Source organism: Janthinobacterium salmonicoloratum (genome assembly GCF_051380845.1).
Taxonomy (GTDB): Bacteria; Pseudomonadota; Gammaproteobacteria; order Burkholderiales; family Burkholderiaceae_D; genus Janthinobacterium; species Janthinobacterium lividum_F.
The window spans coordinates 198366-212853 of the sequence record NZ_JBNYXV010000003.1; the positions used below are offsets into that span (position 1 = coordinate 198366).

12 protein-coding genes are annotated in these 14488 nt (G+C 64.1%); 4 read left to right on the top strand and 8 right to left on the bottom strand.

All coding sequences use genetic code 11. The features are described from left to right. The first annotated feature begins 48 nt into the window (after positions 1-48). Positions 49-465, top strand: coding sequence for a hypothetical protein (locus tag ACQ4WY_RS17630; protein WP_436505123.1), 417 nt, complete (start codon positions 49-51; stop codon positions 463-465). Positions 466-480: 15 nt separating this feature from the next. Here the strand turns inward: ACQ4WY_RS17630 and ACQ4WY_RS17635 are convergent, their stop codons facing one another. From ACQ4WY_RS17635 to ACQ4WY_RS17650, 4 genes are all read right to left on the bottom strand, one after another. After that, entirely contained in the window at positions 481-1044 is a 564-nt protein-coding gene (locus tag ACQ4WY_RS17635; RefSeq protein WP_436505124.1) for a TetR/AcrR family transcriptional regulator, read from the bottom strand. 229 nt (positions 1045-1273) lie between these two features. After that, positions 1274-1663: a hypothetical protein gene (locus ACQ4WY_RS17640; RefSeq protein WP_436505125.1), complete on the bottom strand. Its 390-nt coding sequence runs from the start codon at positions 1661-1663 to the stop codon at positions 1274-1276. Positions 1664-1811: 148 nt separating this feature from the next. Beyond that, on the bottom strand, positions 1812-3731 hold the full coding sequence (htpG, locus tag ACQ4WY_RS17645; protein ID WP_436505126.1) for a molecular chaperone HtpG: 1920 nt from the start codon (positions 3729-3731) through the stop codon (positions 1812-1814). A gap of 98 nt (positions 3732-3829) precedes the next feature. Further along, on the bottom strand, positions 3830-5263 hold the full coding sequence (locus ACQ4WY_RS17650) for an aminotransferase-like domain-containing protein (protein WP_436505127.1): 1434 nt from the start codon (positions 5261-5263) through the stop codon (positions 3830-3832). A 140-nt stretch (positions 5264-5403) separates the two neighbouring features. On the opposite strand from ACQ4WY_RS17650, the gene ACQ4WY_RS17655 reads away from it, so the two are divergent. The 3 genes from ACQ4WY_RS17655 (at position 5404) to ACQ4WY_RS17665 (ending at position 9333) form a co-directional block, all read left to right on the top strand. After that, entirely contained in the window at positions 5404-6315 is a 912-nt protein-coding gene (locus ACQ4WY_RS17655; protein ID WP_436505128.1) for a DMT family transporter, read from the top strand. Positions 6316-6491: 176 nt separating this feature from the next. Continuing rightward, entirely contained in the window at positions 6492-7685 is a 1194-nt protein-coding gene (locus tag ACQ4WY_RS17660) for an aminotransferase-like domain-containing protein (protein ID WP_436505129.1), read from the top strand. 289 nt (positions 7686-7974) lie between these two features. Next, positions 7975-9333 carry a diguanylate cyclase gene (locus ACQ4WY_RS17665; protein ID WP_436505130.1) on the top strand — a complete coding sequence of 453 codons (1359 nt, stop codon included), beginning with the start codon at positions 7975-7977 and terminating at the stop codon, positions 9331-9333. Positions 9334-9351: 18 nt separating this feature from the next. Here the strand turns inward: ACQ4WY_RS17665 and ACQ4WY_RS17670 are convergent, their stop codons facing one another. From ACQ4WY_RS17670 to ACQ4WY_RS17685, 4 genes are all read right to left on the bottom strand, one after another. Next, a complete protein-coding gene (locus ACQ4WY_RS17670) occupies positions 9352-10932 on the bottom strand; it encodes an FGGY-family carbohydrate kinase (protein WP_436505131.1) in 1581 nt (526 codons plus the stop codon). Between the two features lie 4 nt (positions 10933-10936). Next, positions 10937-11164, bottom strand: a complete 228-nt coding sequence (locus tag ACQ4WY_RS17675) for a hypothetical protein (protein ID WP_436505132.1) — start codon at positions 11162-11164, stop codon at positions 10937-10939. Positions 11165-11287: 123 nt separating this feature from the next. Beyond that, a complete protein-coding gene (locus ACQ4WY_RS17680; RefSeq protein WP_436505133.1) occupies positions 11288-12856 on the bottom strand; it encodes a glycerol-3-phosphate dehydrogenase/oxidase in 1569 nt (522 codons plus the stop codon). Then, entirely contained in the window at positions 12853-14463 is a 1611-nt protein-coding gene (locus ACQ4WY_RS17685) for an FAD-binding oxidoreductase (protein ID WP_436505134.1), read from the bottom strand. Before ACQ4WY_RS17685 ends, ACQ4WY_RS17680 begins: the two co-directional genes overlap by 4 nt. Positions 14464-14488 lie beyond the last annotated feature (25 nt).

The window sequence follows — 14488 nt, forward strand, 5'->3', positions numbered from 1 at the left end:
TATTCTAAACGCTTCCGGGACAGGCGTTCCCACCATCATGAGAGCACCATGAATACCTACCAATTGCTGTTGATACTGCACGTTGCCGCGGCCATCGCCTTTGTCGGCCCCTTGATGCTGGCGCCGCGCCTGCTGCACCTGCTGCGCAACGATGCCGGCCGCGCCACGCTACATATGCTGCATCAGCAGATCGGCATTGCGGGATGGGTTTTGTTGATTGGCGGGCTGGTCCTGTTGTACCAGCAGCAATGGGCCTGGCTGCAGACAGGCTGGATGCGCCTGTCACTGGCGCTGTTCATCGGCACGCAGGCCATCGATCATTTCTGGGCCGACCGGGAGGAACAGAAGATAGAAAGTGACACGACATTGTCAAACGCCACGCTGAAGGCTTGGCTGCTTGTCAAGGTGACCGTGTTTTTGGCCATCAGCGCGCTGATGGTGAGCAAACCGACCTTGTTTGCCTGAGCCAACCGGCCAGCATTACGCCAGGCTGTCAAGCAGATGGTGAAATGCCGCCAGCGGATCGATCGATGGCCCCAGGGCCCAGCCGATAAAGCTGGCGCCTTCGAGGGTACTGAGCAGCATGAAGGCGTAATCCCTGGCAGGTTTCTGCAAGGTCCAGCCATGCAGTTGCGCCGCCTGAACGATGTTTTTTTCCATCCACTCCAACTGCTGCGCCATCAGGCGCCGGCCCAGGGCTTGCAGCGATTCGGGCAGCGCCGCCATTTCGGCCGCGAGCGCGCCGCACAGCGGCAGCAAATGATCGTTGGCGCTGGCCAGGAACAGCCCGGCGAACTCGCGCAGGCGTTCGACCGGATCGGCGTGCGCCGCATCGATGGCTTGCAGCTTCTCTGTAAACACCTCGATATATTGCGTGATCAATGCCATGCCAAGGTTTTCCTTGGTGGGAAAATGATGGTGGATGCTGGCCTTGCGTATGCCTATCTCTTCCGACAAATCGGCATAACTGAAAGCAGCATAGCCTTTCGTACGCAGGTGGATCTCTGCGCTCTTCAAAAGGGCGTCCCGGGTACTCACTGACATGACAGGCTCCTGCGCCAACGGCCATGCCGGCCATTGACGGATTAAATTCAACAAGGGGCAATTATGCCTCAAGTACCTGCAGTCAGGGCTTGAAGCACGTTCATGCGGCGCTGAACATCAGCCATGAAAAAAGCCGGCCCTTTCATGACGAGAGGGCCGGCCTTGATGCATCAGCCACGGTGTCGGATTACGCGCACTCAACACAATAAACAGCAGACGGAGCGGGTCTTCATGGCTGTTTCAATACCGGAATGAAGCGGTGGCCGCAAGCATGGCACATGAAGGTACGCGCATATTTTGCCTGCAAGGCGGCGGCATCCTTGTCCCAATTGGCGATGAAGGCCGTTTGTGACCAGGCGATGGAGACGACACCCCCTGCCACGAAGATCCAGAACAGGCCATTCGCGCCAGCCTGGTAAAAGACGACGGCGGCGATGACAAAAGCGATCACGCCCAACACGATCAGCCCTACCTTCTGGCCGGCCTGCATCGCCGGCCTGGCGGCCTGGCGCGACAACAAGGTCTGGCTGCGCGTATGCGCATGGCCGTGGATGAAATCACCATCGATCCTGCCCGACATATGGGTCGATGTGCCTGAAATGCCGGAGGCATGCACCATGGAGAGCCGTTGAACGTTGGAACTGTCACATGCCGGGCAATGCGCCATTGCTTTTTCCATAAAATAAAATAATCGCGCACTGTAGCATAAAAAAAGCCGGCCCTTTCACGAGGAAAGAGCCGGCTTGCTGACGATTGCAGCTAAGCGATTACTTCGCGGAATTGAGCAGCAATTCGTTGAGGCGTTTCACAAAACTGGCAGGGTCGGCCAGCGAGCCGCCTTCGGCCAGCATGGCCTGGTCGAACAGGATGTTGGCCCAGTCGCCGAACTTGCCGCCTTCCGCATCTTCGTATTTCAGACGCGTCACCAGCGGGTGGTTCGGGTTAATTTCCAAAATCGGCTTCGATTCCGGCGCACTCTGGCCTGCAGCCTTCAGCATGCGCAGCAGGTTGCCCGACAATTCGTTTTCATCGGCCACCAGGCAGGCTGGCGAATCGGTCAGGCGGAACGTGACGCGCACGTCCTTGGCCTTGTCGGCCAGCACGGTCTTCATCTTGCCCACCAGGTCGGCGTACGAGGTTTCCGTTTCTTCGTGCTCTTTCTTTTCCGCTTCGTCTTCCAGCGCGCCCAGGTCCAGGCCGCCCTTGGCGACGGAGACCAGTTCCTTGCCTTCGAAGTCCTGGATAAACGACAGCATCCATTCATCGACACGGTCCGTCAGCAGCAGTACTTCGACGCCCTTCTTGCGGAAGATTTCCAGGTGCGGGCTGTTCTTGGCGGCGGCGTAATTGTCAGCCGTGACGTAATAGATCTTGTCCTGGCCTTCCTTCATGCGCGCCACGTAGTCGGCGAACGAGGTGATTTGCTCGTCGCTGTCGTTGGCGGTCGAGGCAAAGCGCAGCAGCTTGGCCAGGCGTCCCTTGTTGGCCGCGTCTTCGCCGATGCCTTCCTTCAGCACCTGGCCGAATTCCTTCCAGAAGACGGCGTACTTGTCCTTCTTGTCCTGCTCGTCGGCATTCGCCAGCTCTTCCAGCATGCCCAGCACGCGCTTGGTCGAGCCTTCGCGGATCACCTTGACGTCGCGCGACTCCTGCAGGATTTCGCGAGATACGTTCAGCGGCAGGTCGGCCGAGTCGATCACCCCGCGCACGAAGCGCAAATAGGTCGGCATCAGTTGCTCGGCATCGTCCATGATGAAGACGCGCTTGACGTACAGCTTGATGCCGCCGCGCTTGTTGCGGTCCCACATGTCGAACGGCGCCTTGGCCGGGATGTACAGCAGCTGCGTGTATTCGCTGCGGCCTTCCACGCGGTTATGCGTGTGGCTCAAAGGCGACTGGAAGTCGTGCGACACGTGCTTGTAGAATTCGTCGTACTGTTCCGGCGTGATGTCGGCCTTGTTGCGGGCCCACAGGGCGCTGGCCTGGTTGACGGTTTCGAATTCGTCTTTCAGGACGGTTTCTTTTTTCTCGTCGTCCCACTCTTCCTTCTGCATCACGATCGGCAGCGAGATATGGTCCGAGTATTTGCGGATGATGGACTTGATCTTCCAGCTCGACAGCAATTCGTCCTCGCCTTCGCGCAGGTGCAGGATGATGTCCGTGCCGCGCGACGGCTTGTCGATGTTCTCGATGCTGTAATCGCCTTCGCCGCCTGACTCCCAGCGCACGCCTTCAGAGGCGTCCACGCCGGCGCGGCGCGTTTCGACGGTGATCTTGTCGGCGACGATGAAGCCCGAATAGAAGCCCACGCCGAACTGGCCGATCAGGGCCGCGTCCTGCTGCTGGTCACCCGACAGCTTGCCGAAGAATTCCTTTGTGCCCGACTTGGCGATGGTGCCCAGGTGCGAGATCGCCTCGTCGCGGGTCATGCCGATGCCGTTGTCGGAAATGGTGATGGTGCGCGCATCCTTGTCGAAGCTGACCTTGATCTTCAATTCGTGATCGTTGCCGTACAGGGCATCGTTATCGATCGCTTCAAAGCGCAATTTGTCGGCCGCGTCGGACGCGTTCGAGATCAATTCGCGCAGGAAGATTTCCTTGTTCGAGTACAGGGAATGGATCATCAGGTGCAGCATTTGCTTCACTTCGGTCTGAAAACCCAGGGTTTGCTTTTCGGAGACAGCCATTTTTACCTCATAGTCTTGTGGATGGGACGGATTCTACGGAGTTGGGGATGGTACAGGCGATTTCAAGAGCCCCCGCCGAATGTCGTGCAATGTACTGTTTACCCCAGTGCGCGGGCGAAAAACGCCCAAATACGCTCGTCCTGCACCGTAGCCAGGTTCAGGCGCATGCGGGTCGACGGCAGCTGGCGCGGTGAAAACAGGCTGCCCGGCGCCAGCACCAGCCCCTCGGCCAGCGCCTTTTCGGCCAGGACATTCGTGTCGCAGTCCGCATCGGCCCACACGAACATGCCAGCTGATGCCGGATCGAAGCGCAAGCCCGCCTGTTCGACCTTGCGGTAGGTACCCTCGCGCACCTTGTCGAGCCGCGTGCGCAGGCGCTCCGCATGCTTGCGGTACAGCCCCTGCGAGAGGATTTTATACACCACGCGTTCGCCGATGTCGCTGGTAGTCAGGGTGGCGAGCATCTTGCGGTCGGCCAGGCGCTGCGCCCGCTCCGGTGACGTGGCGATGAAGCCCACGCGCAGGTTCGCCGCCAGGCTCTTGGAAAAGCCGCCCAGGTAAATTACGCGGCGCAGCTGGTCCAGCGCGGCCAGGCGCGTGGCCGGCTGCACCGCGCCGCCCGGGTGCATGTCGCAATAAATATCATCCTCGACGATCAGGAAATCGTGCAGTTCGGCCAGGCGCAGCACCTGGAAAGCCTTGGCCGCCGACAGCGACGTCGAACTGGGGTTGTGCAGCACCGAGTTGATCACGTACAGCTTGGGACGGTGCAGGGCCGCCAGTTCGGCCAGCACGGCGATATCGGGGCCGTCATTCAAGCGCGGGATGCCGATGACGTTCATGCCCATGGCGGCAAAGGCCCCGAACATCAGCCAGTACGCGGGATCATCGACGAAAATGGTCTCGCCAGGGCGGGCAAACTCGCGCGCCACCAGGTCCAGCGCTTGCATCACGCCCACCGTGGTGACGATCTGCTCGGGCGGACAGGCGATTTCCAGCCCCGCCAGTTTCAGCTGCAACTGCTGGCGCAGCGGCAGGAAACCCTGCGGCGCGCCATAGCTCAGCAGCAAATTGCCGGGCTGGCGGCTGACGTCGCGCAAGGCGCGCGCCACCAGGTCGCCATCGAGCCACTCGGACGGCAGCATGCCGGAGCCGGGCGCGGGGATGGCAGGCGTCTGGCGGAACATGTTACGGATCAGCCACACCACGTCCATGGTCTGCACCGCCGCGTCCTGCGCGCCAGCGGGCGGTGCCGGCGTATTCAGGGACCCGCGCTCGCGCACGAAAAAGCCGGCGCCGCGCCGCGACTCGAGGTAGCCGCGCGCCACCAGCTTGTCGTAGCTGGCCACCACCGTGGCGCACGACACCTCCAGGCTGGCGGCGCACTGACGGATCGAGGGCATGCGCGCGCCGCCGCGCAGCAGCTTGTCGTCGATGCGCGCCGCCAGCGAGCGAGCGATCTGATCGATCAGGGTTTCGCCCGAGGCGCGCGACAGCAAGGGCAGGGACGGCGAGGCGAGTGTATTGCTCATATGACCATGACAGTATGTGAAATTATGCGTGGAAGTGTATTTGTACTGTATTGCTATTCAGCTCTAGGATAGCAGTACGGGCCGGATTGATCCACCCCGCCCCATTTATATTTACCCATGCCAACAGTACCAGGACACCCATGCCATCGCACGCCACCACCTCTCCCAGTCCCCCCCTGCGCCTTGGCGCAGACCGCAAAGGCCTGTTGCTGGGATTGACAGCCGTCGCCCTCTTCAGCCTGACCCTGCCCTTTACGCGCCTGGCCGTGGCCGAACTCGACCCTACCTTTGTCGCTCTGGGGCGCGCCCTGGTGGCCGCCTGCCTGGCCGGCCTGTGGTTATGGCACCAGCGGGCGCCGTTGCCGCGCCGCGAACAATGGCTGCCGCTGGCGCTCGTGTCGCTGGGCTGCGTGCTGGGCTTCCCCTGGCTGACGTCGATCGCCATGCGCAGCCTGCCCGCCTCGCACGGCGCCGTGCTGGTGGGCATCCTGCCGCTGGCCACCGCCGTGTTTGCCGTACTGCGCGGCAAGGAACGTCCTTCCCCTGGCTTCTGGCTGATGGCCCTACTCGGCACGGCGCTGGTGGTGGCGTTCGCGCTGCGCCAGGGCGGCGGCAGCTTTCACCTTGCCGACTGGTTGATGTTCGCCGCCGTGCTGCTGGGGGCCCTAGGTTATGCCGAAGGTGGGCGCCTGGCGCAAGCCATGCCGGGCCAGCATGTGATTTCCTGGGCGCTGCTGCTGGCCTTGCCATTTGTCTTACCCGTGGTACTGTGGAGCGCCTGGCCGCAACGCGCGCTGATGGCGCAGGCCAGCGGCGCGGCCTGGCTGGGCTTTGCCTATATCTCCGTGTTTTCCATGTTTATCGGTTTCTTTTTCTGGTACCGGGGCATGGCGCTGGGCGGCGTGGCCCGCGTGGGACAGACGCAGCTGCTGCAGCCTTTCCTCACGCTGGTGGGCGCGGCCGTGCTGCTGCATGAACCATTGACGGGCGAAAGCCTGCTGTTTGCCTGCGCCGTGATCGCCGTGGTGGCCATCGGACGCAAGCTGAAGTAAAACTCCCTGACGCCCATTTGCAACGCCCTTGCGCGTGCGGATGGGCAGAGCCGCGTGCAAGTCGTACAATACCGCAGCACCATGGCGACGCCTATCCGGCGCCGCTTGCGCACGCACCGCCACAAGCGGGCCAACAAATCCAGCCGGCGCAGCTCGGCATCTTCTGTGAGACTCGTATGAAAATTGAAAATCCGAATCCGATCCAATGGCGCTTTGCCGAACGTGCGGAACAGCTGCAAAGCTCGTTCATCCGCGAAATCCTGAAGATCACGCAGCGTCCCGAGATCATCTCGTTTGCCGGCGGCCTGCCCTCGCCTGCCACCTTCCCCGTGGAAGAAATGAAGACCGCCTTCGACAAGGTACTGTCGAACAATGGCAAGGTGGCCCTGCAATACGGCCCGACAGACGGCTACCTGCCGCTGCGCCAGTGGATCGCCGACTCCTTATCCAGCAATGGCAGCACCATCATGCCGGAACAAGTGTTGATGACGTCCGGCTCGCAGCAGGCGCTGGACTTGCTGGGCAAGGTCCTGATCGACGAAGGCAGCCGTGTGCTGGTGGAAACCCCCAGCTACCTGGGCGCCCTGCAGGCGTTTTCCGTCTACCGTCCCGAATTCGTTTCCGTCGATACCGATGACGAAGGCCTGGTACCGTCGTCCATCAACCCCGTCGCCGATGGCGCGCGCCTCTTGTACGCGCTGCCGAACTTCCAGAACCCGACGGGCCGCAGCCTGTCCGTGGCGCGCCGCGTGGAACTGGTGGAAACCTGCGCCCGCCACGGCCTGCCGCTGATCGAGGATGATCCTTACGGCGCCCTCAGCTACAGCGGCGAGCCGTATCCGAAGATGATCAATATGAATCCGGATGGCGTGATCTACATGGGCTCATTCTCGAAAGTGCTCACGCCCGGCATCCGCCTCGGCTACGTGGTGGCGCCGATGCCACTGGTGCGCCGTTTGGAACTGGCCAAGCAGGCGGCCGACCTGCACACGTCGCAACTGACGCAGATGGTCGTGCATGAAGTGATCAAGGATGGCTTCCTGGACCGGCATATCCCCAGCATCCGCAGCCTGTATGGCAACCAGTGCCAGGCCATGCTGTCGGCACTGGAAGAGCACTTCCCGGCCGGCGTCACCTGGACCAAGCCTGAAGGCGGCATGTTCATCTGGGTCACCCTGCCGAAACACATCGACGCCATGAAATTGCTCGATGAAGCCATCGCCAACAAGGTCGCCTTCGTGCCGGGCGCGCCGTTCTACGCTAACACGCCGGACACGCACACCCTGCGCCTGTCGTTCGTGACGGTGCCGCCGGAACGCATCCGCGAAGGTATCGCCATCCTGGGCAAACTGATCGCCGCAAAAATGTAACTGAGCTCCTCACGCCCCGCCTGCCGCGGGGCGTGTCACTTCTGCCCCAGCGCCAAGGGGCACGCGCCTTCCCCCCTTAAAAACCGCCTTCACGATAGCAACTGCGTTTATATATTTTTAAAAATAGTATAAAAATAATACTTTCCACCTCGCGCAACGTCGATTTTTTCACCCAAAAAATTAGCAAGGATGTATGATTTGACCGCTGTAGCAGATTTGAACCCGGTCAGCTTCACCGAAAGTGCAGCAAACACTGGCATCGCAGAGTACATCGAGAAGGCCGGAAGCAATGAGTTCAGGCAGTGCGGAACATTTCCAGCGGCGCGACGCCGCTATTTTGATTGTCGACGATGCGCCGGCCAACCTTGAGCTGCTGCGCAAGCTGATGAGCGAGCAAGGTTATCAAACCTATGTCGCCACGTCCGGCGAACGGGCGCTGGCGATCGCCCAGCGCGCCCATCCCGATTTGATCCTGCTCGACGTGCTGATGCCGGACATGGACGGCATCGAAACGTGCCGCCGCCTCAAGCAGCATCCGCTGACGCAGGGCATCCCCGTCATCTTCATGAGCGCCAAGACGGAAACGGAAGACGTGGTGGCCGGCTTCGACTGCGGCGCCGTCGATTACATCAGCAAACCGCTGCGCATGGCCGAAGTGTGTGCGCGCGTGCGCGCCCAGCTGCAAATCCGCAGCAACAATGAAACCCAGCAGGAACAGGCCGAGCGCCTGCGCACCATCGTCAACAACATGGCCGAGGGCTTGCTGATCATCGAAGCCGATGGCCGCATCCAGTACACCAACCCGGCCTGCGACCAGTACCTGGGCTACCGCGAAAACGAACTGGCCGGGCGCTTCATCGGCGAACTGCTCAGCCCCCTGGTGACGCAGGAATACCTCGATTACTTCGCCATGTACGCAGCCAACCCGGAGAAGGCGCACAAGCACGGCACGCGCGAAGTGGCGATCCGCCACCGCAACGGCGAGGCGCTGAGCATGGACCTGACCCTGACGCCCATGTACCTGCGCCAGCCCCTGTATATCGGCCTGCTGCACGACATCACACACCACAAGCAGTCGGAAGACGCCTTGCAGCGCGCCGCCTACCTCGACCCGCTGACGCAGATCCCCAACCGCCGGCATTTCGACAGCTTCCTGGAAAAGGAATGGCAGCGCGCGGTGCGCGGCGGGGGCACCCTGTCGCTGGTGGTGCTCGACGTCGACCACTTCAAGCTGTACAACGACAGCCTGGGCCACCCGGCAGGCGACAGCTGCCTGCAGCAGGTGGCGCAAGCCATCGCCTCGCACGCCGCACGCCCGGGCGACCTGGCGGCCCGCTACGGCGGCGAGGAATTCGTCCTGCTGTTCGCCGACACGGATGCCGAAGGCGCCCTGCACCTGGCCGTCGCCATCCGCGCGCACATCGAGGCACTGCAATTGCCGCACCCGAAATCGATCACTTCGCCGTGGATCACCGTCAGCATCGGCGTGGCGACCATCCGCCCGCACCAGCTGGACAAGCGCGAAGCGCTGTTCGTCGCCGCCGACCGCGCCCTGTACGTGGCCAAGGAAGGGGGCCGCAACCAGGTGCGCGTCACGCAATCGGGTAGCGCGGCCTGGGAAACGGTCAAGGCGCTCGTCCTGCGCTAGCCGCCGTCACCTCCAGCGTCACTTTTCAGGATAGCCGGTGATGTCGGCAATTTCGCGGTACAGGGGCTGCAGCCGCGCATACATCTTGCGGTACACGCGCCGATACAGTTTTTCATAGACCTTGCTGTGCCCGGGATGCGGCTGGAATACCTTGCCCTTGCGCGTCATGGCCTGCACGGCGGCGGGAAAGTCCGCATGCCAGCCCAGGCCCACGGCGGCGGCGATGGCCGCGCCCAGGCCAGAACTTTCATACACGTGGGCGCGCGCGGCGGGCAAGCCGAAGATGTCGGCCGTCAGCTGCATCGCCGCGTCGCTCTGCGAACCGCCGCCCGCGATGCGCAGCTCCGTGATGGAGATGCCGCTGCGCTGCTCGATGCGTTCCTTGCCTTCACGCAGCGCATATGCAAGTCCTTCGAGGATGGCACGGTAGATGTGCGCGCGCGTGTGCACGTCGCCAAAGCCGATCATGGCGCCCTTCGCTTCCGGCCCCGGCACCTTGATGCCGGGACTCCAGTACGGCTGCAGCATCAGCCCCATGGAACCGGGCGGCACGGCTTCGACCAGCCGGTCGAACAGCGCTTCGGCGGACAAGCCCGTGCCATCTTCGGCGGCCGCCGCCCGTTCGCGGTCGCCGAACTGCTCCTTGAACCAGTTGACCATCCAGTAGCCGCGGAAAATCTGCACCTCTGTGCTGTAGGCGCCCGGCATGGCGGCCGGATACGGCGGAATGAAGCGCGTCACTTCCACATACTTGCGGTTGGTCGTATTGATGGTGGCCGTGGTGCCGTAGCTCAGGCACGCCACATGCGGCTCGACGCAGCCGGCGCCCAGCACTTCGCACGCCTTGTCGGCGGCGGCCGCCAGCAGCGGTGTGCCTTCCAGGATGCCCGTCGCCGCAGCGGCCGCCCTGGTGATGACGCCCATGCGCGTGCCCGGGGTCACCAGTTCGGGCAGCATGGAGGGTTTCACAGCAAGCGCCTGCCACTTCCAGTCGAAGCGCCCGGCCCAGGCGTGGCGCTTGTAATCAAACGGAATATACGCCACTTGCGAGCCCGTCGAATCGACGTAGCGCCCGCAGAGGCGATGGTTCAAAAAACCCGACAGCAGCAGGAATTTGTGCGTACGGCGCCAGATGTCGGGCTGGTGCGCGCTGATCCAGTTGATCTCGGCCTCGCGACGGAAATACGTGATCGTGCCATCAAGACGCGTGGCGCGGAAGGCGGCGCGCCACCATGGCGCCAGCTGGGGAATGTCGCGCGTGCTGCGCTGGTCCAGCCAGGTGATGGCGGGCCGCAAGGGCTGGCCCTCTTCATCCACGTTGACCACCGTGCCGCGCTGCGTCGTCACGGCCACGCCTGCGACCGACGATTTTTCAATGACGGTGCCGCGCCACAGCTGCTGGCACGCTTCGCACACGGCTTGCCAGTAGCCGTCGGCGTCGTGCTCGGCCCAGCCGGGGTGCTCCGAGTAATACGCTTCCAGGAACACTTGCGCCTTGGCCGCCAACATCCCCTCCCGATCGAACAGCAGCGCGCGCACGCTTTGCGTGCCATTATCGATGGCAAGAATGTACGGCCCCTGGCCGGATACGCTCGCCATGGCCTCAGCCCAGGCTGGCCAGCGCGGCGCGCAGCGCTTGCAGCAGCGCTTGCGGATCCTTGTCCGGCTGCGCGCTGAAGACGGGTGCTTCCCAGTCCTGCCCCCGCACTGCCACCACGCGCAAGCGTCCCTGCGCATTCCAGGCCGGATACCAGCCCACGTCGACGATGTCGCCATTCGCGCACGTGATTTGCAGCAGGTCTTCTCCTAGGTCGTCGACGAGGGTATCCACGGGCTGGCGCAAGTCCAGCGGCGACAGGCTGTCGTAGGTGATGCGGGCGTCGCCCAGCGCCAGGGGCAGGCCAAACAGGGTGGTCTCGATGATGCTCTCCTCTTGTTTATTCTTATGCTTGTTTCATTCGCCTTGCGGCACGCTGTAATGGCGGCGCCACAGGGCCAGGTAGCGCGCCTGTTCCGCATCCCAGCGTACATCATCCCAGCCCAGTTCATCCTGGCAGATGGCGCGCAAGCGCGGCATGATAGCAAGTGCGCCGCCAGCCAGTTGCAAACCGAGGCGCGTGCGCCGCAGCAGCAGGTCGTCCAGGTACTGCACGTCCTCGTTGCGCGCGCCCCAGCGCAGCTGTGCCCACAGGGTCTGCGTGCCGGGAATCTGCTCCAGTTCGCCGTCCTGCGCCGCCTCGCACAGGGCTTGCGCGGCCGCGCCATGACGCCCCAGCAGGCGTTCGCGCTGTTCGCCATCGAGCAGCAAGGCCTTGCCCGACAAGGGAGGCGTGGCGTCGAAAATCGGCAAGGGGCGCAAATCCGCCTGCCACCCCGGCAGCAGCGGCGCGGCGCGGCGCAATGCGTCGAGGGCGATCACGCGAAACGTCGTCAGCTTGCCGCCCGCCACCGTCAGCAAGCCGTTTTCCAGCCATAGCGCATGTTCGCGCGCTTCCTTTGACGGGTCAAGCTGGCCGCTGCCGATCACGGGACGCACGCCGGCAAACGTGGCCAGCACGTCGCCCTCGCCCAGCGCCAGCTGCGGGAACTGCCAGCGCAGCGCCGCCAGCAGATATGCAAATTCGCCGCGCGTGATGGCCGGTTCCAGGTCCAGGCTGGCGCCGTGGTCGACATCGGTGGTGCCCACCAGGGTAACGCCCTCCCACGGATACGCAAACACGGGGCGGCCATCGTGCGGGTGCATCAGGCTGACGGCTTGCGCCAGCGGCAGGCGCCAGGCCGGCAGCAGCAGATGGCTGCCGCGCAAGGGCCGCAGTTTCGGCTTTTCTCCCACCTGGCCGCGCAAGGCGTCGGCCCAGGCGCCCGTGGCGCTGATCACCAGGCGCGCGCGCACCGTTGGCTTTTCGCCGCCGACGCCATCGTTCAAGATGGCGCCGACGACCCGTTGCCCCTCTCGCAGCAGCGATGCCACGCCCAGGTAATTGACGGCCACGCCGCCATGGCGGCGCGCCTCCTGCAGCACGCGCAGCACCAGGCGCGCATCGTCCGTCTTGGCGTCCTGGTACAGCATGCCGCCCTGCAAGTCTTTGCGCCGGATGTGCGGCGCCAGCATGGCAAAGTCCGCCGCATCGACATAGCGGCGCGCGCGCCGGCCCGCCATCACATCATAGATCGCCAGGCCCAGCATGAACTGGCGCCGGCCCGGCTTCCTGCCGGTGTAATCGCCAAAGGCAAAGCCCTGCGGCTCGACCAGCCCGGCCGCATCCGTCAGCAAGGCTTGCCGCTCATGCACCGACTCGCGCGTCATCGCGAACTGTCCCTGCTTCAGGTAGCGCAAGCCGCCGTGCACCAGCTTCGAGGAGCGGCTCGACGTACCCCAGGCGAAATCGCGCTGTTCCACCAGCAGCGCCTTCAAGCCGCGCCGCGCCGCCTCCAGCAGGATGCCGGCGCCCGTAATGCCGCCGCCGACGATCAGCACATCCCAGTCGCGCGCCAGGAGGCCAGGCAGCTCCGCTCTGTTCACAAGCCGCCGCCGAAGTCAGGCAGCAGTTTGCCGGGATTCATCATGCCCTGCGGGTCGAACTGGCGCAGCAGCGCGCGCATGGCGGCGATGCCCAGCTCGCCCTTTTCCGCCACCAGCCACGGCGCGTGGTCGGTGCCCACGCCGTGCTGATGGCTGATGGTGCCGCCGTTGGCCACGATGGCGGCGCTGGCCGCGTCTTTCAAGGTACGCCAGCGCGCCATGTTTTCTTCAAAGGTGGGCGCCAGCCGGTACACATAGGTGGTGTAGACGCTGGCGCCCTGCGCGTACACGTGCGACAAATGCGTGTACGCATGGACCTGCTCGCCGTGCTGCGCCAGCGCGCTGACACCCGCCTGCTCCAGCGCCACCATCATCGTCGTGACGCGCGGCCAGTCGACGGCCGTTTCCACCGTGTCGATGACGTAGCCGTGTTCCCAGGCGCCGTTGCGCAGGTAGACGTTGCGAAAGCGTCCCTGCTTCCATTTGTCGCCCATGTGGCGTCCCACGTGCACGCCCCTGTGCCGCCGCGCCAGTGCCAGGGCGCCGCGCAGGGCCGCGCGCGCCGGCCCGGCTTCTCCGCTGACGCCCACCATCAGCATGCACTTGCCTTCGCCGCAGCCGCGCAGGGACAAATAGCGCTCCAGCAGTCCCACCAGTTTCTTGTGGCCGGCCAGGGTCAGCATGGTTTGCGTCTCCAGCGCGTTCGACAGGCGCAGCATGCACAGGGGCAGGCGTGACTGGGCCAGCGCCCGCACGGCCGCCTGCGCCTGGTCCCAGCCAGCGAAAAACACGGCGTGGAACGCTTCATAGGGCGGCAGCGGCGAGACGCGCACGGTCGCCTGCGTCAGGATGCCCAGCCGCCCTTCGGAGCCAAGCACCATTTCGCGCAGGTCGATGCCGGCCGCCGAGGCGGGAAAGGTGGGGATGTTCAAGGTGCCGGCCGGCGTTTCCACTTCGCCGCCCGCGAACAGCTGCTCGATGCGGCCATAGCGCAAGGATTGCTGGCCCGACGAGCGCGTGGCGATCCAGCCGCCCAGGGTGGAATATTCGAACGACTGCGGATAGTGGCCCAGGGTGTAGCCCTGCGCGCGCAGCTGCGCTTCCAGGTCGGGACCATACACGCCCGCGCCGAACGTGGCCAGCTGCGCTTCGCGGTCCAGGTGACCCAGCGCGCACAAGCGCACGAGGCTGAGCGCCAGCACGGGACGCGGGCCCGCCGCCACCGTCAGGTGCCCGGCCACGCTGGTGCCGCCGCCATGCGGGATGACGGCCACGCACGCCTGGCGCGCATACGCGAGCAGCTGGCGCACCTGCAGCGCGCTGTCGGGAAAGGCAACGCCGTCGGGCACCGCGCCGATGCGGCCATGACGCAGCTTGAACCAGTCGGGCAGGCTTTGGCCGAGGGCATGGCGCACGCGCGTGGCAGGCTCGGTGTCGATCAGCGGATGCGGCGCCAGGCGCGAGGTGGGCACCCGCGCGCAGGCGTCGTCGAAGGTGGCGTCGAGCATGGGGCTGCCCGGCCCCAGGCGCTCGCCCAGGAAGGCCAGCGCTTCGTCACTGAGCGCATAGGTGATGCTCTCGTCTCCCCAGCCATTCCAGCGTTGCATCGACATCCCCTCTTATTGGTCCAGT